The sequence below is a fragment of the Kitasatospora sp. NPDC088779 genome (assembly GCF_040685395.1).
GTDB lineage: Bacteria > Actinomycetota > Actinomycetes > Streptomycetales > Streptomycetaceae > Kitasatospora.
Genome location: NZ_JBFBHW010000003.1, coordinates 116,014 through 136,356 on the forward strand (window position 1 = coordinate 116,014; position 20,343 = coordinate 136,356).

Genomic DNA, 20,343 nt, shown 5'->3' on the forward strand with positions numbered 1-20,343 from the left:
TCGGCTGCGCTTGACCGAACTGATCGGCTGCTGATCGGTCTGTAGCGACCGGTCTGTAGCGACCGGTCCGTAGTGACCGGCACGTACTGGCGGCCGGTACTGGCGGCCGGTACTGATCCGTTGCTGATCGCCGTCGCCCAGGCTGGTCCGGTCAGCCCCCGACCGACAAGGACGGCCCTTCATGACGCTCACCATTCCCGGCTTCGATCACGTCCGCCTGCCCGGCGCGGACGGGGTGGAGCTGGCTGCCGCCGTCGGCGGCAGCGGCAGCCCGGTCGTGCTGTTGCACGGTTTCCCCCAGACCCACCTGATGTGGCGGCACGTTGCCGAGCGGCTCGCCGACGAACACACGGTGATCTGCCCTGACCTGCGGGGCTACGGCGCCAGCGACAAGCCGGCGGCCACCGACCCCGAGGTGTACGCCAAGCGCACCATGGCCGCCGACGTCGTGAACTTGGCGGCCGCCCTCGGCCACGAGCGCTTCGCCCTCGTCGGCCACGACCGGGGCGCCCTGGTCGCCTTCCGGGCGGGGCTGGACCACCCTGAGACCGTCACGCACCTGGGCATCCTCGACGTCGTGCCGACCCTCGACATGTGGAACGTCCTGCACGGCGTCCCGGCGGCGGTCGGCTACCACCTCTTCCTGATGGCGCAGCCGCCGGGCCTGCCGGAGGCGATGATCGCCAACAGCGCGGACGCGTTCTTCGGCTCGTTCCTCGACTCCTGGGCCAATGACGCGACCGCCGTTCCCGAGGATGTCCGTGCCGAGTACCTGCGGGCGAGCGCGGCGGCGGTGACGTCGATCGTCGCGGACTACCGGGCCTCGGCGGGCATCGACGTCACGCACGACCGAGCGGACCTGGACGCGGGGTCGCAGCTGGCCATGCCCGTGACGGTCGTCCAGCAGGACTGGGGCGCGCAGCTGGGCTACGACGCGGCCGCGGTGTGGAAGGCGTGGGCGCCGGACCTCGACCACCGGCTGACCCGAGCGGGGCACTTCATGGCCGAGGAGGCGCCCGACGAGATCGCGGAGGCGATCCGGGAGCTGCTGGCGCGTTGAACCTCCCGTTCCCCGGCTCGCCGATTGGCCGACTGACTGACTGACTGACTGACCGACCGACTGACTGACCGACTGACTGACCGACCGACCGGGCCACGGTCGGTCGGCGAGTTGGGTTTTCGGTGGTCGGGTTCCTCTTCCGGCGCCGGGTACTGCCCGGGTCGGTGTCAGTTGTGGGTGCCGTCCGCCGGTTGGTCGTCGGCGAGCTCGGCGGCGTAGCGGGCGGCGGCCTCCGCCAGCATGCGGGTCATCCGGTCCGGTTTGTCGCCGAGGCGGGCGGCGACGGCGCGGCGGGCGTCTTCGAGGTTGCCGCCGAGGTTGCCCCCGAGGCCGCCGCCGAGCAGTTCGCGGATGATCACCAGGGAGTCGTCCGGGGCCATGTACCGCCGGGACATCCGTTGCTGGACCTCGTCCATGCCCTCGCGCGCCAGCACCTCCCGCAGTTCCTCGATCAGCGGGGCCAGCCACTGGGCGCGCAGTGCGTACTCGCCGTGGTCGGTGAAGGTCGCGTGGAGCCCGGCGAGCAGCTGCGCAGGGTACTCCTCCAGGGGTCCGGCGAACTGCGGGTAGTCCTTGGCGAATTCGTCCCAGTCGACGTAGAGTCCGGCGATCTGCTCCGGGAGGAGCGGGCAGCGCGACCAGGTCTCGTCGGACTGGGTGAAGACCTGCCGCAGCAGGTCGTAGGGCACCTCGTCGGTGCGCGAGAGCAGGATCGCGTCGTAGAGGTCCTTGCCCTGGGGGTGGTTGTCCGAGGCCAGCCAGAGGATCTTCCACGCGAGGGAGAGCTGTGGCGTGGCGGCGAACAACCGGCCCGTGACGCCGGGGAGCTGGTAGGACTCCGGTGGGACGGGCAGGTGTTCGGTGAAGACGAAGTCCAACTGGACGGTCCCGCCCGGAACGCCGGGTGCCGACCACGGCAGGACGAGCCGACGCCCGGGAATCCTGCTGTACGTCCAGATCTCGTCGCTGACCGCTTGGTCCGCGTGCAGCCGCACCGCGCCCGAGAGCCGTTCTGCGTCGGCGGCGAGCTCCTCGAACATGCGGTCCGTGCGCTCGTCCTCCAGCTGCCAGTCCGTCGGACGGACCACGAAGTCCAGGTCCCCCGGCTCCCGCGCCTGCTCGCCGTACCAGGCCCGCAGCAGGACGCTCCCGCGCAGGACCAGGTGCTCGGCCCACTGCGAGCCGGCGACGGCGGACAGCACGGTGTTCAGCGCCTCGCGCCGCGCGGCAAGCCACAGTTGGGCGAGCTGAGGGTCGGTGAAGGCGGGTTCACTGGGCCGCAGGGCCCGGGTGTACCCGGCGAGGGCGGGGTCGAAGACCGGCTGCTGGCTCACCGCCTCGTCGTCGATCGGCCGGACGCTCCTGGGCAGGCCCCGGTCCTCGCGGACGTCCTCCGGCGGTGGCTGCCGGGGAAGCAGGACACCCTGCCACGGCCCGTATGTCAGTTCCTCCCAGGCCACTGGTGACTGGGGCTGGTCCTCGGTCATCGCGGGTCTCCCTCTCCGTACGGTCCGGCACGGTGCTCGTGCTCGTGCCTCTGTTCGTGTTCGCGTTCGTGCTTCTGCTCGTGCTCGCTGATCCATCCCTCGTCCAGGGCCTCGGCGCTGTCCACGGCGACGAACTCGCGCTCCACCGACACCACCTCGCGACCGCCGGCGGCAAGGCCCCGGAGCAGCGCCTCCAGCCGACGGCCCGCGGTGCTCAGGCCGACCAGGCGGCACCGCTGGGTCACGAACCACTCGCGCCGGCCGTCGTCGCGTATCCGGCGCGGGTTGTGCGACAGGTGCGCACCGTGGCGGACGGCCAACTCGGCGAGGTCCGCGAGGCGGGCGGGGTCGGTGAGGCCGGCCGTGGGAAGCGGGCCCGGAAGCAGCAGCTTGACGTGGTGCTCGAAGTACCGGCGCGCCCCGTGCGGTACGGCGTCCTCGTCCGAGACCGGAACGCCCTCGGCCCACGGCGTGGCCTCGATCTTCGTCCGCAGGACCGTGAACCCGGCCCGAACCAGCCGGCCCGTGGTGTGGGACGTCGCCGCAGTGACCTCGTCCAACGAGCCGTTGGCGCGCAGGGTGAGCATCGGCTGCGAGGGCGCCGCACCGCGCGCCAGCAGGATGTGGGTGAACTTCAGGCCGTGACCGTCGGCCCACCCGGCCAGCGCCTCGGCGGCGCCGGGCTCCACGGTCAGGTGCACCTCGAAGTCACCCCGGAGGTCGGGAGGACCGGACCGGTCGTCGCGGTGTTGGTCAGGACGGATGGCGAGCATGGGAGCATCCTGCCAAGCCCCTATGACAACGCCTCGTGCGCCCGGGTGCGCAGCGAGCCTTCGCCGGACCGGTCGCGGTCCTGTCGTCATACCCGGTCGGTGGCGCGCCGCGGGTTCTCGGGCGAGGTCAGCCCCCGAGGCCGTCCACCAGATCAAGGAGATCGGACAGTTGCAGGACCCGCCCGCCGGAACCCGGTAGCGGGATGTGCAGCGGCTCGGTTCACCGGGAGGGGATCGCGTCCAGTCCGTAACGGGCACCCGCAAGCCCGCCGGTGACCGCGGCGACGGTGTCCGTGTCGCCGCCCAGGTCGACGGCCGCGCGCAGCGCGCCCTCGAAGCTCGTCGTGGTGCGCAGAGCCCAGACCGCTGACCCCAGGCAGGGCCAGACGGCGCCGTTGAACTCGGTTGCCTGGTCCGGGTGCCAGTCAGGATCGAGGACCGTCGCGTACCGCGAGCGGTGATCGGGATGGATGAGCGCCAGAACGTCAGGGAGCGCGCGGAGGGCGTCGTTGTCTTCCAGCGTGACGCGTATGAGTTCGTGGAAGATCGCGGTGCCTTCCCAGGCGGCGCGGTCGCCGTGGGTGAGGGCGGCGATGCGCCGAGCGGCATCCATGGTGGCGGCCTGTCCCGCACGTGCGAAGTGGACCGCGGATGTCGATGCCCGCATCAACGAGCCATTACCTGCTGCCCGCAGGTTGACCTGGAAGTGGATCGCGGCGGCCAGATCCCAGGGCATGCCGTTGGTGAGGACGTCCTCGGTCTGCAAGCCGATGTCCTTGGGTTCGGATGCCGCCCATCGCTGGAAGCGGTCGAAGATGTCCGACAGGTCCAGCCCTCCCCGCTGGACCAGTGACTCCGCCACCATCACGGCCATCTGCGTGTCGTCCGTGGCCTCGCCCGGATCCCAGCCGCGACCTCCGCACATCTCAGCACCGGCACCGGGGAGGGGGAACCGCGCGGAGAACGCTCCTTGGGGGCCGAACTCAAAAGGGGCTCCAAGCGCGTCACCCACAGCCGAGCCGACGACCACGCCAGCAGTCCGCTGAATCCGCTTCATTCGTGCAGGCTATCGGTGCGGCCGGTGCCAGGCGTCGGGCAGGCGGTTGGTGACGTTCTGTCGTTCGTGTAGCTGTTGATCCCGGTGAGCCCGTGACCTGTTGTCTTGTTGCCGAGCGTCGTCGGCCAGCGGAATCGATCTTGGGTGCCGTCCGCTGAGGTCGAGGCCCCGGCTGTGTCGGCGGGTCAGCCGGTGGGGGGTGAGTTGTCGGTGCTGCGGTCGTCGAGGACGATGTGCGGCTGGTGCAGGCGGTCGTTGCCGGCCTGTTCGTCGGCGGGGCGGGTGCTGTTGATGACGGCGGCGATGCGCTCGTAGCTGGTGACGGCGAGGGCCCACGTTCCGATGCTGGTGCCGTTGCCGTTGCCGTTGCCGACTCCGCTGTAGGCGGTTTCCCGGAGGGCGTTGAGGAGGGCGATGGTGCTGGGGCCGGACAGGATCGTGTCCTCGTTGCCGTCGTTGACCGGCTTCGAGAAGTGGTCGCCGCCCTCGGCCTGGGCGGCCAGGAAGTCCCAGGTCTCGGGGTGGCAGGAGATCGCGACGGTCTTCACGGCTGCGGCCTTGAGGAGGGTGTTGACGTGGTTCTCCCAGACGAAGGGCTCCGGGATGAGACCGGACACGTCGTCGGCGCGGCCGCTCGGGAGGTCGTCGATGACGGCTTGGTCCGGCGCGACTGCTTCCGTGCCCTCCAGATCGACCTTCGTGTCGTGCTCCGTGGGGCCGGAGGGGCGGAACAGGTCTGCGAGTCGGGCGGCGACCTCGGCCGCGATCTGGCTGAGCTGGTCCTCGGCGAGGACGTGCGGGGCGGTCGGCGCGTCGTCGGCAGGGGTGGTCTCGGACACGGTTGTCTCCTCGCTGTCGGATTCCGCGGCCTCGCCGGCCACGGAGGGGGAGGCCTGCTCTGTGGCGTGCTGTGCGGCCTGCTCGGATGCCGGGGGCTCGGCGTCGGGAAGTTCGTTGACACCGGCGAAATTGCTGTTGCCGGCATCACTGCCGGGCAGGTGAGCGGCTTCGTCCGGGCCCTCGATCTCCGGAGCAACTTCCACCGACTGGCCCACGGCCTCGGGGGAGTCGACGGCGGGCCGGGGCGCCTCGGCGGGACCGCCGTCCAGGGGAGCGCGGCCACTGTTCTGCCGAGTGCTGAGTTCGTTGCGCAGGTTGCCCAACTGGCGGTGGAGGCTGCGGTTGTCCTGGTGGGCGCGGCTGGCCTCCTGCTGTTCTTTGGCGATCGCTTCGAGGAACTCGTCGCGGTGTTCGCTCAGGCCGGCCGCCAGCGTCGCGGTGAGTTCGGCCCGGAGGCTGTCGGTGTGGTTGCGGATCTCCTCCAGGCCGGCCTGAAGGGCCGTCCCGACTTCTGCGCGTAGCAGTTCGACCTGGTGGGTGGTGCCCCTCGCCATGTCCCCTCCTGATCTCGCGCACCCGTAGGGGTGGCGGCGGGTACAGCGTGGCGGCAAGGGCCCGTCCGCGATGAGTGGATCGGTGGGACTGTCGAGAACGTGTCGATCACCGTCTGAAATCGGATCATCACGCAGATGTGTCACATTGTCGGTTGATAGACCGAATGGAGCGTCATGCTGGTGTTCGTCATGGTGTTCACTTGTTGTCGGAGTTCCGAAGGATGTCGATGGTCCAGGCCGGCCTGATCGCGTGCCAGCTGTACCGGTAGCCGTTGGTGCCGTGGTGGGGCGTGGTGAGGATGTGGTGGAACTCGCACCATGCGGCGAACTCGCGCCAGGAGCATCCGGGAAGACCGCGCTGCTCGGGATGGCGGTTGTAGGCGGCTACGGCCCGCCGGATGGTGTCCTCGGGCAGGGGGCCGGCGGTCATGGCGATGGTGACGATGATCTTGGCGAGGTCGTAGCCGAAGGGAGCGAGGGTGAGGGAGTCGAAGTCGACGACGGCGACGGTGGTGTCGGTGATGAGGAAGTTGCGCGGGTTGGCGTCCTTGTAGAAGGCGGCGGGCATGGTGGCGGCCTGCTCCAGCCAGTCGTCGATCGCGCCGGGGGTCAGGAGCGGGGACGGTACGGTGCCGGTGGCCAGCAGCCGGTGGAGGCGCTCGCGGCGGCTGTCGGCGAAGTCGTCGATCGTGACGTCGGCGGTCGTGACGGCGCCGCTGGTGTGGTCATGGCCGGTGCGGTCGGCGCTGGTGTCGTCGGTGCTGGTGTCATCGGTGCTGGTGTGGGGTGCGTTCAGGCGGGCGGCGTGCAGGTCGTGGGTGTGGGCGGTGGTGTGCTGGTGGCCGAGGAGGTCGGCCAGGGTCAGTAGGTCGTCGGGGGTGCCGTGGTGGCCGTCGAGGTGCTCGTAGTCGATCGCGGTGGGGTGGACGTGGACGACGTGGGGGATGCGTACGTCGGGGTTGGTGCGGGCGATCCAGCGGTGGTGGGCCAGGGAGCGCTGCTGGGTGTGGGGGTCCGCGAACGTCTTGGTGAAGGTCCTCAACATGTGTGTGGTGTTCCTCAAGCGCGGCTGCTCTCCCGAGATCGCGGCCACACCGGCCCCGCAGGACCGCGCTGTTACAAGGACGGTACCGGCGCGCGGTGAACGTTCACAGGTGGCGTATCAGGACGCCCTCTGCCCCGACAAGCGAGGGGCCCGTCTGGGGGCGGGGCGACGGTGTTTCGTCAACTGTCCGATTCGGCAGGGGCGTTGATGCCGGGCTTCCGCAGGAGGATGGTCAGTCCCGTAACCCGTTCCGCTCCGTTCAGCTTCGTCCCGGCTCGGTGAAAGAGGACCTCCGTTGAGAACGAACACTCGTGGTATCGCTCTGGCCAGTCTGCTGGTCTGCCTGGTGGTCGCCCTGCTGGCGGCGGTGACGCCCCCGGCCCGCGCCGACGCCACGTCCGGGCCGGCCGACGCCGCGTGTGCCGCGCAGGGCGCCCCGATATCGGAGGCCGCCGGCCGGGCCATCGCCGCCGCCTGCGGCCAGGTCGCCGCCGGTACCTGGTACACCTGGGGCGGCGGGCACGGCACCACCCCCGGCGCGACGTACGGCCAGGTCGACCCCAGCGACCCCGAGCGCTCCGGGAACGACCCCTTCCGGGTCGGTTTCGACTGCTCCGGCTTCGTCCGCTGGGCCTGGTCCCAGGCCGTCGGCAGCGACGTCGTCGGGCAGCAGGACGCCGCCGAGATCTCCCGCCTGCCCGGACAGCAACTCGGCCGCGACCAGGGTGTGCTGCGCCCCGGCGACCTGGTCTTCTGGGGCCTGTCCCACGTCCACCACGTGGCGATCTACCTCGGCGGCGGAAAGATCGTCGAGGCCCGCGAATCGGACACCCGCCTCATGGTCTCCGACTTCTCCAGCCACACGGCCGCCGACTACGCCGGCGCCCTGCGCTACACGCCGGACGTCCCCGCGGGCGCCGACCGCCGGACCTGGAGCAGCGGGGTGAACATCCGCCCCACCCCGTCGACCGCCAACCCGCCCGTCGCCGTCCTGCCCGGCCCCACGACGGTCCGCATCCAGTGCCAGCAGCACGCCGAGAAGGTCGAGGCCGAGGGCTACGTCAACGACGCCTGGTCCTACCTGCCGGACTACCGCGGCTGGATCAGCAACATCTACGTCCAGGGCCCGGCCTGGCTCGACAACGTCCCCACCTGCACCACCTGACCCCGTCACACGCACCAGGACGGCGCAGGCGCGCGACGAGGCCGCCCGAGCCCCACGACGGTGCGGGCCCGGGCGGTCAGGCGTCAGGCCCAGGGGGGTTTGCCGGTTCCCTCGGCCCACAGGGCCAGGGCCCGCCGGTCGATGGCGTGGATGCCGACGTTCGCGCAGAACGCGGCGGCGGCCTTGGTGAACGAGCTGGTCGTCACCACGGCCGCCAGGTCGCAGCGGTGGACGTCGCGGTAGGTGCCGTTGACCTTCTGGACGTCCTGGGAGCCGACGGAGGTCCGTGGCCCGTACCGTTTGGCCTGGATGAGGAGCCGCTGCCCGGACGGGGTGGTGGCCAGGACGTCCGCCGCGAGGTCGCCGGTCCCGCCGACCACCGTCACCTTTGTGCAGCCGTCCCGCCTGCACAGGTCCGCCAGCGCGTGCTCGAACGCCTTCGGAGTCATGCTCAGGAACGGGCCGATGTGCCGCAGCTGCGCCGTGCGCGCAGCCAGCTCCCGCCGCCGGGCCAGCTGCCGCAGACGCAGCACGACGGCGCCCACCACCACGCCGGTGGCCAGCAGCGCGGCGACCAGGAGCAGGTGGCGGGCCAGCCACGTCAGCACGAACGACACCACGGCGACCGCGACCAGAGCCGCGATGCCCAGCGTCAGCGCGTTGTCCCGGGCCTGTTGCGCGCGGCGGGCGGCAGTGGACCGGCGTCGTCGTACGGGCCTTCGGGCCACGGCGTCCCCCCTCGGACCACGGTGTGGACGCGAGCGTAGAAGCAGCCGCCGCCCGGCCGCCGACGATCCCGGCGAATTCGGACGGCTGCGGGCCCGAGTTGTCCGGATCTCGGCGGCCGGCGGCCGAACACCCGGCGGCCGAATACCCGGCAGCCGAAGGCCCGGCAGCCGAAGGCCCGGTGTCGGGACGCCACCGCCGGGGTGTGCCCGGCCTGGAGGACTGCCCCGGGCTACCGGTGGGCTCTCACGCGCTGGGCTGGATGCCGAGGTCGGTGAGCAGGCCGCGGATCCGGGTCTCGATCTGGTCGCGGATCGGGCGTACGGCGTCGAGGCCCTGCCCGGCCGGGTCGTCGAGCTTCCAGTCGAGGTAGCGGGTGCCGGGGAAGTACGGGCAGGTGTCGCCGCAGCCCATGGTGATCACCACGTCGGAGGCCTGTACGGCCTCGGTGGTGAGGATCTTCGGAACCTCGGCGGAGAGGTCGATGCCGACCTCGGCCATGGCCTCGACCACGGCGGGGTTGACGGTGTCGGCGGGGGCGGAGCCGGCGGAGCGGACCTCGACCCGGCGGCCTCCGAGGTGGCTGAGGAATGCGGCGGCCATCTGGGAGCGTCCGGCGTTGTGGACGCAGACGAAGAGTACGGACGGCTTGGGCTCAGGCACGGGCGGAACCTCCGGGACTGGCGGGCTGGGGGAAGAGGCGGCGGGCGGCGAGGGCGACGTGGACGAGGCCGATGAGGACGGGCACCTCGATGAGGAGAACGACACCTCCTGCTGCTACGCCCTCCAGAACAAGGTCTGGGTCACCGGCCCCGGCAAGGAGCCCTGGGAGGTCTACGTCGTCAAGGCCGACGCCGACACCCTGGGCAAGAGTGTCGACGCCGCACCGCAGGGCAAGGGGGCGATCGACGCCGCACCGCGGGGCTGCCGCACCGGTACCGAGGAGACGGTTGCCGCAGACTGTGCCTGCGGCAGCTGACGATGCGTCCGGAGGTCGAGTCCGGCGGACATGCGTGCGCAACCAGCAGCACTCCCGTCACCACGGCCTCGGGGATTGCCGCAGCAGAGTCGACCGGACGCCCGGACCGTTCAGCCGGTCGGGCGGCCGGTGGGGCGGGGGAAGCCGTGGCGGTGGGCGGCGACAGTGACGGTCAGGGCGGCGGCGAGCAGGGCCAGGGCGGACCAGGGCAGCGTGCTCGGGCCGCCGTGGTCGAGGAGGAGACCGCCGACGAGCGCGGCGCCGGCGATGCCGAGGTTCCAGCACGTGACGAGCAGGGACTGGGCGATGTCCCCGGCCGGGCCGGCCGCGTCGGCCACCGCCGTCTGCAGGAGGGTGGCGGCGCCACCGAAGGCGAGACCCCAGACCGCGGCGCTGCCGTAGACGGGCCAGGAGGTGCCGGTGAGCAGGGCGGCGGCGACGGACAGGGCCGCGGCGGAGAGGAGGGCGCAGGCGGCGATCGTCAGGGTGCGCAGGTGGCGGTCGATCAGCGCCCCGGTACCGATGATGCTCACCAGGGAGGACAGCCCGAGGACGAGCAGGACGGTGTCGGTCCGGCCGCCGAGGCCCAGGGGCGCGAGCAGCGCCGCGACGTACGTGTAGAGCAGGTTGTGGGCGAGGACGAAGGCCACCGTGACGGTGAGGACGGCCGCCACCCCCGGGATGCGCAGCACCTGCCGGACGGGGGTGCGGGCGTGGCCGGGCCGCCCCGGGACGGCCGGGAGCGCGACGAGCATCCAGGCGGCGAGCGCCACGGCGACGGCGCTCATCAGTCCGAAGGTGGTGCGCCAGCCCACCAGCGCGGCGACCAGGGTGCCGGCGGGCACGCCCACCGACAGGGCGACCGTCGAGCCGCCCATGGCGACGGCCATCGCCCTGCCGCGCTGCTCCGGCGCGACGATGCCGCGGGCGTACCCGGCCAGCAGGGCCCAGAGCAGGCCTGCGACCAGGCCCGCGGCGAAGCGCGCCGCCATGGTGAGGGGGTAGTTCGTCGAGACCGCGGTGACGGCGTTGGCCGCGGCGAAGCCGCCGACGGACAGCAGCAGCAGGCGCTTGCGCGGCCAGCCGGCGGTAGCGGCGGTCAGCGGTATGGCGGCCGCGATGGAACCGGCCGCGTAGAGCGTGACGGACTGCCCGGCGCCGGACTGGCTGACGCCGAGGTCCGCACTCATCGCGGGCAGCACGCCGGCGGGCAGGGCCTCGGTCATGATGGTGACGAATCCGGCGGTGCTCAGGGCCAGCAGGCTGGGCCAGGGCAGCCGGGCGGCGGGCGGGTCCGAGGGTTGGGGAAGCCGGGTGGCGGGCGGGTTCGAGGGGCTGGGGGAGTGAAGTTCGGGCATGGGCCCGATCGTCTATCCTTGACATCCATGTCAAGGTCCAGCCCGGAACGGCACCGGTCGGGCGTGAGGGTGGTCACATGCGTATCGGCGAACTCGCCCGGTTGACGGACACTCCTCCGCGCCTGCTGCGGTACTACGAGCAGCAGGGCCTGATCACCGCGCACCGCGAGGCGAACGGCTACCGGGCCTACGACGACTACCTCGTCGACCGGGTCCTGCAAATCCGCGGACTCCTGGACGCCGGACTGCCCACGCGGATCATCAGGCAGATCCTGCCCTGCCTGGACAGCCCGCGGACGATCCACTTCGCCGACGCCACACCGGAGATGATCGGCACCCTGGAGTCCGAGACGGAGCGGATGACCCGTCGGATCCAGTGCCTGACCCGTAACCGTGATGCCATCCGGGAGTACCTCACCGAGGTCAAGAGCCGGGCCTGAGGCGTGAGCCCGAGGTGTGTGTCTGTTGGTGTGAGCCTGAGGGGTGCGTCCGAGGTGTGAGCCGACGTCGGGACGCGCCGCGGGCGGCCTGTCGGCCTGCCGGGCGGTCGGCTTGACCTTGCCATTGGTGTGATGGTTGGACCCTTCCGTCATGACCGACTCCGCCATCCGGCACCTCGAATTCGGCGACGGCACACCGCTCGTCATGATCCACGGCTACACCGTCGACCACCGGGTCCTGCTCCCCGTCGAACCCGCCTTCGCCGACCGCCCCGGGTGGCGGCGGCTCTACCTCGACCTCCCCGGCCACGGCACCAGCCCCCGGCTGCCGGGGACGACCTCGGCGGCCACCCTGGCCGACGCCGTCCTCGACTGGATCCACGCCGAACTGGGTGAGCAGCCCTTCGCCGTGCTCGGGCAGTCGTTCGGTGGACAGCTGGCCCGGGCGGTGACGGCGAGGTTCGGGGCGCAGGTCCTGGGCTCGGCGCTGCTCGTACCGGTCGTGCACTGGGGCCCCGACCGGACCCTGCCCGGCGTGACCGTGTCCGAGCGCGACGACGAGCTCCTCGACCGGCTCCCGCCCGCCGACCGCGAACTCTTCGGCCTCGTCATGGCCCGTCACACCGCGCGCAACTGGAAGCTCTTCGAACAGTACGTCCGGCCGGGATGGCGCGCGCACGACCCGGCGGCCGCCGCCGAACTCGAAGCCGACTTCCTGCTGCCGCACTGGCCCGAACACCGCGCGCCGGAGCACCAGGGCCGGCACCTGCTGGTCACCACCCGGCAGGACGCTTTGGTGGGCTGGCGCGACCAACTCGCCCTGCTCGACCACTACCCCCGGATGGCGGCGACGGTGCTCGACGGCGTCGGCCACAACCCGCAGGTCGAGTGCGCCGAGACCGTCCAGGGCCTCATCGGCGCCTGGCTCGACGAACTGCCCCGACCTGCCCGCCAGTGAGCGGGGCGGCGCTCTGGGCGTTCAGACTTCTGAACTCCTCGCACACCTGGCACACCACGGGCAAGACGCCGTCCTCGGCGGACGGCAACACCCGGGTGTGGCCGCGCTGGTGGCCGGCTGGTTCCTGCGGTACCCGGTCGTCACGGTGGCCGTCCGCCCGGACCCCGACCTCGTCGCCGGCTCGGCCACCACGGTCACCGCCTACGAGTGGGGCCGGCCGCTCTACGACAACCCCGGGGCGGTCGAGGACATCGACGAACCGTAGGGTCACAGTCATCGTGAATCCGGCGCTGGCAGCGATGAGTTGGACGGTAGGAGGAGAATGAGTCGCATGACGTGCTTCCCTGCGAGACCCGGTGCTGTTCTCGCGGGCGACGGTGTGCGCCACCCCGTCCACACGGTCGCCGTACCGCGGAGCCTCCAAGTACTCGCCCTGGAGAAGGCCGAAGCCATGCGGTGCTGAGCGGCCGGCCGTGACGCGCGGTGCCCCTTCCTTCCCGTCGGGGAGGGAGGCGCACCGCGGTGCACGTCACCGAGGCCTTCATCGTGCGCTGACCGAGGCTTGCCGGCCCGCGCCCGGCCACCTCCGCAGCGCCGGAATCGGCGCCCACTGCGCCAGGGCGTACATCGTGCCGGCGGACCGAGCGGGAGACCGGACGGACCGGCCTCCCGCGTTGATCAGTTGCAGGTCATGTTGACGGGTGCGTGGTCCGGGTCGTTCCGGTAGCACAGGTGCTGCGGGGCCTTCAGGTCCGTGATGGAACCCTGCCACACGGCGCCCTGCCACAGAGCCTGCGGGGAACCGGAGTTCTCCAGCAGGCGCGGGTAGCGCAGGACCTCCCAGGACGGGTACTTGTCCTTGTTCGTGTCGACGTCGAAGCCGGTGAAGTTCTTGTTCTTGTCGTCGTAGCCGTGCGGGTAGATGTGGAACGTCGCGTTGATCCGGCCGAGATCCGCGTACTGCGAGCCCGGGACGTCCACGAACGAGTTGACCGCTGACACGTCCACCCGGATGCCGCCGTCACCGTAGGGCTCCGCCCAGTACTCGTTCTGCGGGGTCCGGTCGTCCTGGACCACCTTGGCGTGCTCGGTACGCACCAGGGGCTTGGCATTGCGGCACGTCAGATCCCCGACGCAGGACTGGTCGACGTAGATCCCGACCTGGCCCGTGGCGGTGTCCCAGGCGATGGCCACCTTGGAGCTGGCTTCGGGTTCGGTGCTCCACAGGCGGTGGTTGCCCAGGGCGTGGTTGACCGGGTTGCCGTCGTCGCCGATGTAGCCGCGCACCACGACGATGCCCCGGTCGGGGCCCTTGGGCAGCAGAGTGGCGCTCTCCTTCAGATCGCCCGGGGCCGGGCTGCCCTGGAAGAACTGGGCGTTCGCGCGGGGGATCAGCGGGTTCGCGGTCTCGTTCGGCGACCACCGGATGGGGCCGTGCTCGAACATCTGGGTGACGCCCTCCTGCTGGAGTTCGTCGGTGACGGGGTAGCCGTACACCCCGCCTTCCCAGCCCGCCTGTCCCCAGCGCTGGCCGATGAGGCCCCAGACGGGGTGGACGCCGTTGGAGCGCGCGGGATGCCAGTAGAGCGAGCCGCCCTGGAACACCTGGCGCTTCCCGGCGCCGTCGGGGAGGGAGAGTTCGTCGCTGGTGGGGTAGCCGAGGGAGCCCTTCTCCCAGCCCATGGCGGCCCACTTGTCGCGGATGAGGCCCCAGATGGCGTGGGCGTCGGTGGAGGGGCTCCAGTAGATCGAGCCGCCGTCGAAGACACTGAACCGGCCCACCCCGTCGGGAGCGGTCTGTTCGTCGGTCCGGGGGCAGCCGAGCGTGGTTCGGTACTCCCGGTACTTCTCCAGGATGCGGCCCTGGACCGTGTGGCCACAGATCTGTTCCGGGTCCTGCCCGGCGGCGGAGGCCGTCGCCGGGCAGAGGGCGGAGCCGGCGAGAAGGGCGGTGAGCAGGAGCGAGATCTTCGCTCCCTGTCGGCGGGCTCGTCCGCGGGGCGTTGAGTGTTCGCTGATGATGTTCACCCGAGTGATTCTCGCGTACATGCCAATGGGAGGGATAGTGTCCGAAGCGTCAAGAATGGGCAGGTGCGCGACAGAAGCACACGGGTAGGCCCAGTCGCGAGAACTACTGGGCCCCCGCGGTCCGTCAAACATCGGTGAGACGCGCTCAAGGTTCGCTGCGACGGGGCACCGGTCACTACTGTCCTCGGTGTTTGATGTCATGCAGAGTGATCGATCAGGTATTCGATGGAGGATCGTGTGGCGAGGGGACGGCGCGTCTTCTTCGGCGTGCTGGGTGGGGCTCTCGGTGTTCTCGGCGTGGGCGTGGTCGTGTGGCTGACGTTCCGGCCTTCCTGGCCTGAGGTGCCCGACCCGGTCGGACGGTGGAGCGGTGGAACGGCGGTGTTCGAGTTCCTCCCGGACGGACGGGTCGGGTCCGCGAAGGTGCCGGCCTACGTGTGCAACAGCGCGGCGGCCGATCCGGCGCAGCCGACGGAACTGGAGGGGAGTTGGAAGGAGTCCTACCTCGATGACGCCGGTCGTGGGGTGTATGTGACGGCGACCCGTAAGGACGGGGGAGGCAACTGCAGGATCTGGCTGACGGCCATGGACAACGGGAAGGACCTGTGGCTTCTGGCGACCAAGGGGTTCGTCATGGAGAAGGGCTGAGATGCCGCGGTGATTTCGAGTACGGCGGCATCGAGCGAGGGGGAGCTGTGGCTGGTCGATGGAAGTACCTGAAGTCCCGGGAGGGTGCCGTCCTGCTCGCGGGTGTCCTGCTGATCGCCGGTTTGGCGGGGTATCTGAAGGCCCGGTCGGGAGGGCCGGATCCGAAGGACTACGTGGGGCGTTGGGCGTCGCGGGACGAGGTGATCGAACTGCGGGAGGGGGGGCGGCTCGGCGAGGTGCGGCTCGACGGGTACTTCTGTGCGAAGGATCCCGTCGGGCAGGGCGTGGCATTGGGGGAGTACCAGGGGAGTTGGCGGACCGGGAGTGTGGACGACGCGGGGTCGGGAGTCTTCGTGGTGCTGCGGGACTACTACCCCGGTGGTGACTGCGAGATCTATCTGCAGGAGGAACGAAAGGGCGCGGTGGCCGGCCTGGGCGGTCAGCCGCGGGGGAGCGCGCAGCGGGTCTTCTCCAGGGTGTAGGGGCTCGGAGAACGATTGCACCCATGATCGGGTGGTCGTCCACGACGACCCGGCCGGTTGGGGGCGTCGACGAACCGGCGGCGATGTCACGGGAGAACCCCATGCCCTGACAGTGCCCGGGTGGAGAGAAACAGCGGCACACCGCGTCGGTCTGGGCGGTGCGTGCGGGTGCGGGTGCGGGTGCGGGGGAGACCGCGGTGGCCGGCTGAGCGCGTTGCTCGCGAGGGCGTAGCTGTGCGGGCCATCGGGGTGACCGATCGGAGCATCGCCACGGGCGGGGCGCGGGCCGCTTTGCCGAAATGGCAACAGGCCTCGCCCTCCTCGGTGCGCGCGCAGCATGATCGGCACTGCGTCGGCACCTGAATCGGCACCGCATCGGCATCGTGCCGCCGAACATCAGCTTGCCGAACCGAACTTGGTGTACGTCGGATCGAGATACCAGGAGGACACATGTCACCGTCGCGGACCACGGGCCCCACTCACCGGCTGGTCCCCTCGCCCGCCGGCCGGATCCACCTGGTGGAGCAGGGCACCGGGCCGCTGGTCCTGCTGCTGCACGGGTTCCCGGAGTCCTGGTACTCCTGGCGCCACCAGTTGCCGGTGCTGGCCGCTGCCGGATACCGCGCGGTCGCCATCGATGTCCGCGGGTACGGGCGCTCCTCCAGGCCCGAGGAGGTGGCCGCGTACCGGATGTTCGACCTGGTCGAGGACAACGTCGCGGTGGTGCACGCCCTGGGTGAACGGTCCGCGGTGATCGTCGGCCACGACTGGGGATCGACCATCGCCGCCGACTCCGCCCTGATCCGACCGGACGTCTTCCGCGCCGTGGGGCTGCTGAGCGTTCCCTACCTCCCGCGGGGCGGACCGAGGCCCGGCGAGGTCTTCGCCCAACTGGGCGGCGACGAGGAGTTCTACGTCTCCTACTTCCAGGAGCCGGGTCGGGCCGAGGCCGAGATCGAACCGGACGTGCGCGGCTGGCTCGCGGGCTTCTACGCCGCGCTGTCCGCCGACACCATGCCGGCGCCCGGCGCGCCCGACCCGCACTTCGTCAGCCGTGGCGGGACACTTCGTGACCGGTTCCCCGTCGGACGGCGGCCCGGCTGGCTCAGCGCGGAGGAACTCGACGTCTACGCCGGAGAGTTCGAGCGAACCGGCATGAGCGGAGCGCTGGGCCGCTACCGGAACATGGACCGGGACTGGGAGGACCTCGCCGACTTCGACGGCGCCCCCGTCACCCAGCCGTCCCTGTTCATCGGCGGGAGCCGGGACGCCTCCACCACCTGGCTGGCCGATGCGATCGCGGCCTACCCCGCGACCCTGCCCGGCCTGCTCTCCTGCCACATCCTCGACGGCTGCGGGCACTGGGTCCAGCAGGAACGCCCCACCGAGGTCAACCGGATCCTGACCGACTGGCTCGCGTCCCTTCCCTCCTGAGCGAGGGGAGCAGGGTGCTGCGCGGGCTCGACGGTCGGGTCGAACTCGCGGCCCATCCGCGCCGTGGTGCTCCGGAGCGCCGCGCTCACCAGGCCACGGTTCGGCCGAGGTAGTCGACGTAGTGCAGGCCCGGGCTGCTCCGGAGGGCGTCGAGCGTCCTGACCACGTTCGGGATGCTCTCGTCGATGCCGAGCAGGGCGTCCGAGCCGCCCAGGTCGGTGCGCACCCAGCCGGGGGCCATGAGGACCAGGGGCCGGGGTTCGCCGCTGTGCCGCGCCGCGTAGCTGCGCATGAACGTGTTGAGCGCGGCCTTGCTGCCGCGGTACACCTCGTGGCCGCCGCGCTCGTTGTTGGCCACGCTGCCCTGGCCCGAGGACATCGCCGCGATCGTGCCCGCGGGCTCGACGAGGTCCTGAAGGGCCTCGATGACGCGCAGCGGGCTCAGCGCGTTGGTGACCATGACCCGGACGAACTCCTCGGTGGAGGTCTGCGCCACCGTGCCCTCGGGCTGGTTCGTGACGCCGGCGTTCACGAAGAGCAGATCGAACGTCCGGCCGGCCAGGCGAGCGCTCAGCGCCGAGACCTGTTCGGGCTCGGTGATGTCGACGGTCTCGATCTCGACCTGCCCGGCGTGGGCGTCGGCGAGCTCGTGCAGCCCGGTCCGGCCCGAGCCGCGTACGGTGGCCACGACCTGCCAGCCGGCTCTCGCCCATTCCTGGGCGAGGGCGAGCCCGAGGCCCCGGGACGCGCCGATCAGGAGCACGCGCCTGCCTGGGGCCGGGGCGGGGGGCGGCGCGGAGTGACTTCCCGAGTTGGTTGTGGACATAACAGCGATTGTGCGAGGCGTCGTCGCGTCCGGCAAGCCGCCTCTCCGGCGGGGGAGTTGGCAATCCGGGGCCGGGGGGCCTCCCGCTTCTCGCCGGGGCGCCGGCCGGCGGGCGGCTCAGAGGCCGAAGCGGGCGCGGTGGGAGGCGGGGACCAGGTCGGTGTACTCGGGGTGCTTGGTGATCCAGCCGCGGATGAAGGGGCAGTAGGGGAGGACGGCGAGTGCCTGCTCGCGGGCCGTGTCCAGTGCCGCGCGTGCCAGTCGGCCGGCCAGGCCGCGGCCCTCGAAGCGGGGGTCGATCTCGGTGTGGATGAAGGCGATCTCGTCGTCGGAGCGGTGGTACTCGGCGAAGCCGGCGAGTTCTCCGCCGTCCTGGATCTCGAAGCGCGACTTCTCGGTGTTGTCGGTGACGAGCTCGTCCATGGTTTCCTCCGCAAGATGGGGGGCGGCCCGGGAGGGCCGGTGGCGGGGTGGCGCGGCACCGCTACTATAGTTTAAGAATCAACATTTGTCGTCTGGTCACCACGAGGGCCGACGGACACAGGCTGGGGCGCCAGGTGACCATCCGGCGGCCGAACAGTCCGGCGGCAGGTTTGCCCGGCGCGGCGGCCGGGATACCCATGGCGCATGATTCCCGCTGAGGTCAGTGACGTCCTGCCGGAACTCGTCCCGTTCGTACGGGCGGTCCAGGAACGCAGGCCCGACGACGGGACGTGGTGCGAGGCGTGGACGGTGCGGGACGTCCTCGCCCACCAGACCGGCAACGCCGAGGAACTCGCCCGCGTCCTGCGCGCCTTCCACGCGGGCGAGCCCGTGGAGACCCGCGGCTTCGACCGGGAGGAGCCGTACCGGCGGATGTCCGACGCGCAGCTGTGGGAGGCCTTCGCCGCCCGCTGCGCCGAACTGGCCGAGGTCGCCGCGGCCGCGGAGAGCGACCTGCCCCCGGACACCGAGGTGCGGTGGACCGGCCGGACCGTGACGGTGCCGTTCTTCGCCGAGCACCTGCGCGAGGAACTGATCCTCCACCGGTGGGACCTCACCGGCGACGACCGTACGGCCCGGGAGGCGCTCGCCGAACCGTGGATGACGTCGCACAGCGTGCGGCTGGTCGGCCGGCCGCTGCTGGCCCGGGGCGTGGCCGGACTCGACCTCGGGCCCGGGGGGCGCGTCGAGGCCCGCCTGCGCGTCCCCGGGACCGACGACGTCCTGGTGACCGCGGACGCCGGCGGCGCGTCCATCGCCCTGGCCCCGCCCGAGGGCCCGGCCACCATCGAGAGCGACGCCGCGGTGCGCGTCCTGCTGTTGTGGGGGCGGCGTCCGGTGGACCCGGGTCGCTGGCACAGCACGGTCGGTCCGGAGGAGCTGCGACGGGTGCGTGCCCTGCTGAGCGGCTACTGAGTGACTACTGAGTGACTACTGGGCGGGTGGGGGGAAGGGGGCGCGCGGGGTGTCAGGCTGGGTCCGGGGCGCCGGGGTGACGGACACCCGGGGGAGCGCTTCGGGGTGGTGTTCGCAGATGTGCGTCACCAGGTGTTCGCGGAGCTGGCAGCGGAGGGAGAACGCGTCGTCGGCGTTGGCGGCGGTCGCCAGGAGCCGGACCACGATGGTGGTGGGCGTGGTGTCGACGACCTGTAGGGCGCTGCCCTGGCCGTCCCAGAGGGGGCTGTCGGCGAGGAACGCGTCGAACTCCTTGCGCAGCAGGGGGACCGGGGCCCGGTGGTCGAGGTGGAGGAAGGCGGTGCCGGTGATCCGGCTGGAGCGGCGCGACCAGTTCTCGAACGGGCGGCCGGCGAAGTAGGACATCGGCATCACCAGGCGGCGCTGGTCCCAGGTCGCGATCACCACCGCGGTGAGGGTGATCTCCTCCACGGTGCCCCACTCGCCGGACACCACGACCACGTCGCCGATCCGGACCAGGTCGCCGAAGGCCAGCTGCACCCCGGCGAAGAGGTTGGCCAGCACGCTCTGAGCGGCGATGCCCGCGACCACGCCGACCAGGCCCGCGGACGCGAGCAGACTGGTCCCGATGCCGCGCACGGAGGGGAAGGTCATCAGCATCGCGCCCAGGGCGGCGATCGCGATGATCGCCTGGCAGATCCGGCCGAGCAGACCCGCCTGGGTGCGGGCGCGGCCGGCCGAGGAGGGGTCGCGGCGGTGGACGGCGAGGCGGACGGCGCCTTCGACGACGAGCCCGACCACCCGGGCGCCGAGCCATCCGCCGGACGCGATCGCCAGCAGGACCAGGAGGTGGTGCAGCTGCTCCCGGGTCTCCGGCGAACCGCCGACCCACGGCTGGACGGCGAGGGACAGCGAGGTGGCGAGCACGGTGACCAGGGGTCGCCGGCAACTGCGCAGCATCCCCGGCATGACGCTGCCCGGCCGGTGCGGGGCGAATCTGCGGACCAGCCGTTCGGCGGTCCGGTCCAGGACGTAGGTGGTCAGGGCCACCCCCGCACCTGCCAGGAGCAGACGGAACAGGCTCC

General features: G+C 71.4%; 20 protein-coding genes and 2 pseudogenes. 10 read left to right on the plus strand and 12 right to left on the minus strand.

Annotated features, from left to right (window positions below):
• The first annotated feature begins 181 nt into the window (after positions 1 to 181).
• Complete coding sequence (locus AB0P03_RS03530; RefSeq protein ID WP_363584298.1) at positions 182 to 1,060, plus strand: alpha/beta hydrolase; 879 nt, start codon at positions 182 to 184, stop codon at positions 1,058 to 1,060.
• A gap of 167 nt (positions 1,061 to 1,227) precedes the next feature.
• On the opposite strand, the gene AB0P03_RS03535 is transcribed toward AB0P03_RS03530, so the two are convergent.
• From AB0P03_RS03535 to AB0P03_RS03555, 5 genes and pseudogenes are all read right to left on the minus strand, one after another.
• Positions 1,228 to 2,547, minus strand: coding sequence for a nucleotidyl transferase AbiEii/AbiGii toxin family protein (locus tag AB0P03_RS03535; protein WP_363627700.1), 1,320 nt, complete (start codon positions 2,545 to 2,547; stop codon positions 1,228 to 1,230).
• Positions 2,544 to 3,320 (minus strand): hypothetical protein, encoded by a 777-nt coding sequence (locus AB0P03_RS03540; protein WP_363627701.1) that lies wholly within the window; start codon positions 3,318 to 3,320, stop codon positions 2,544 to 2,546. Before AB0P03_RS03540 ends, AB0P03_RS03535 begins: the two co-directional genes overlap by 4 nt.
• 127 nt (positions 3,321 to 3,447) lie before the next feature.
• Positions 3,448 to 4,377, minus strand: a pseudogene (locus AB0P03_RS03545) (ADP-ribosylglycohydrolase family protein).
• Positions 4,378 to 4,562: 185 nt separating this feature from the next.
• Complete coding sequence (locus AB0P03_RS03550) at positions 4,563 to 5,771, minus strand: hypothetical protein (RefSeq protein WP_363627702.1); 1,209 nt, start codon at positions 5,769 to 5,771, stop codon at positions 4,563 to 4,565.
• Between the two features lie 196 nt (positions 5,772 to 5,967).
• Positions 5,968 to 6,816, minus strand: coding sequence for a phosphotransferase (locus AB0P03_RS03555; RefSeq protein WP_363627703.1), 849 nt, complete (start codon positions 6,814 to 6,816; stop codon positions 5,968 to 5,970).
• Positions 6,817 to 7,111: 295 nt separating this feature from the next.
• On the opposite strand from AB0P03_RS03555, the gene AB0P03_RS03560 reads away from it, so the two are divergent.
• Entirely contained in the window at positions 7,112 to 7,981 is an 870-nt protein-coding gene (locus AB0P03_RS03560) for an NlpC/P60 family protein (RefSeq protein WP_363627704.1), read from the plus strand.
• Between the two features lie 83 nt (positions 7,982 to 8,064).
• Here AB0P03_RS03560 and AB0P03_RS03565 read toward each other — a convergent pair whose 3' ends face one another.
• Together AB0P03_RS03565 and AB0P03_RS03570 are read right to left on the minus strand one after the other, a co-directional pair.
• Entirely contained in the window at positions 8,065 to 8,709 is a 645-nt protein-coding gene (locus AB0P03_RS03565; RefSeq protein WP_363627705.1) for a restriction endonuclease, read from the minus strand.
• A 244-nt stretch (positions 8,710 to 8,953) separates the two neighbouring features.
• Positions 8,954 to 9,370 (minus strand): arsenate reductase ArsC, encoded by a 417-nt coding sequence (locus AB0P03_RS03570; RefSeq protein ID WP_363627706.1) that lies wholly within the window; start codon positions 9,368 to 9,370, stop codon positions 8,954 to 8,956.
• Positions 9,371 to 9,461: 91 nt separating this feature from the next.
• Here AB0P03_RS03570 and AB0P03_RS03575 point away from each other — a divergent pair.
• A pseudogene (locus AB0P03_RS03575) lies at positions 9,462 to 9,686 on the plus strand (glyoxalase/bleomycin resistance/dioxygenase family protein); the annotation flags it as partial.
• A gap of 110 nt (positions 9,687 to 9,796) precedes the next feature.
• On the opposite strand, the gene AB0P03_RS03580 reads toward AB0P03_RS03575, so the two are convergent.
• Positions 9,797 to 11,044 (minus strand): MFS transporter, encoded by a 1,248-nt coding sequence (locus AB0P03_RS03580; RefSeq protein WP_363627707.1) that lies wholly within the window; start codon positions 11,042 to 11,044, stop codon positions 9,797 to 9,799.
• Positions 11,045 to 11,121: 77 nt separating this feature from the next.
• Between AB0P03_RS03580 and AB0P03_RS03585 the strand changes: the two genes are divergently transcribed.
• The 3 genes from AB0P03_RS03585 (at position 11,122) to AB0P03_RS03595 (ending at position 12,707) form a co-directional block, all read left to right on the plus strand.
• Positions 11,122 to 11,484 (plus strand): MerR family transcriptional regulator, encoded by a 363-nt coding sequence (locus AB0P03_RS03585; protein WP_363584314.1) that lies wholly within the window; start codon positions 11,122 to 11,124, stop codon positions 11,482 to 11,484.
• Between the two features lie 151 nt (positions 11,485 to 11,635).
• The gene (locus AB0P03_RS03590) at positions 11,636 to 12,442 is read left to right on the plus strand and encodes an alpha/beta hydrolase (protein WP_363627708.1); all 807 of its coding nucleotides are present in this window, start codon (positions 11,636 to 11,638) and stop codon (positions 12,440 to 12,442) included.
• 97 nt (positions 12,443 to 12,539) lie between these two features.
• Complete coding sequence (locus AB0P03_RS03595; protein WP_363627709.1) at positions 12,540 to 12,707, plus strand: hypothetical protein; 168 nt, start codon at positions 12,540 to 12,542, stop codon at positions 12,705 to 12,707.
• Positions 12,708 to 13,120: 413 nt separating this feature from the next.
• On the opposite strand, the gene AB0P03_RS03600 is transcribed toward AB0P03_RS03595, so the two are convergent.
• Positions 13,121 to 14,470, minus strand: a complete 1,350-nt coding sequence (locus tag AB0P03_RS03600; RefSeq protein WP_363627710.1) for a hypothetical protein — start codon at positions 14,468 to 14,470, stop codon at positions 13,121 to 13,123.
• Positions 14,471 to 14,695: 225 nt separating this feature from the next.
• Between AB0P03_RS03600 and AB0P03_RS03605 the strand changes: the two genes are divergently transcribed.
• From AB0P03_RS03605 to AB0P03_RS03615, 3 genes are all read left to right on the plus strand, one after another.
• Positions 14,696 to 15,118 carry a hypothetical protein gene (locus AB0P03_RS03605; RefSeq protein WP_363622628.1) on the plus strand — a complete coding sequence of 141 codons (423 nt, stop codon included), beginning with the start codon at positions 14,696 to 14,698 and terminating at the stop codon, positions 15,116 to 15,118.
• A 47-nt stretch (positions 15,119 to 15,165) separates the two neighbouring features.
• Positions 15,166 to 15,600 (plus strand): hypothetical protein, encoded by a 435-nt coding sequence (locus tag AB0P03_RS03610; protein WP_363627711.1) that lies wholly within the window; start codon positions 15,166 to 15,168, stop codon positions 15,598 to 15,600.
• Between the two features lie 450 nt (positions 15,601 to 16,050).
• Entirely contained in the window at positions 16,051 to 17,034 is a 984-nt protein-coding gene (locus AB0P03_RS03615; RefSeq protein ID WP_363584320.1) for an alpha/beta hydrolase, read from the plus strand.
• Positions 17,035 to 17,119: 85 nt separating this feature from the next.
• Here the strand turns inward: AB0P03_RS03615 and AB0P03_RS03620 are convergent, their stop codons facing one another.
• Complete coding sequence (locus tag AB0P03_RS03620) at positions 17,120 to 17,860, minus strand: SDR family NAD(P)-dependent oxidoreductase (protein WP_363627712.1); 741 nt, start codon at positions 17,858 to 17,860, stop codon at positions 17,120 to 17,122.
• A gap of 117 nt (positions 17,861 to 17,977) precedes the next feature.
• Complete coding sequence (locus AB0P03_RS03625; RefSeq protein WP_363584324.1) at positions 17,978 to 18,283, minus strand: GNAT family N-acetyltransferase; 306 nt, start codon at positions 18,281 to 18,283, stop codon at positions 17,978 to 17,980.
• A 204-nt stretch (positions 18,284 to 18,487) separates the two neighbouring features.
• On the opposite strand from AB0P03_RS03625, the gene AB0P03_RS03630 reads away from it, so the two are divergent.
• Positions 18,488 to 19,258, plus strand: a complete 771-nt coding sequence (locus AB0P03_RS03630) for a maleylpyruvate isomerase N-terminal domain-containing protein (protein WP_363627713.1) — start codon at positions 18,488 to 18,490, stop codon at positions 19,256 to 19,258.
• A gap of 15 nt (positions 19,259 to 19,273) precedes the next feature.
• Here AB0P03_RS03630 and AB0P03_RS03635 read toward each other — a convergent pair whose 3' ends face one another.
• On the minus strand, positions 19,274 to 20,308 hold the full coding sequence (locus AB0P03_RS03635) for a mechanosensitive ion channel domain-containing protein (protein WP_363627714.1): 1,035 nt from the start codon (positions 20,306 to 20,308) through the stop codon (positions 19,274 to 19,276).
• Positions 20,309 to 20,343 lie beyond the last annotated feature (35 nt).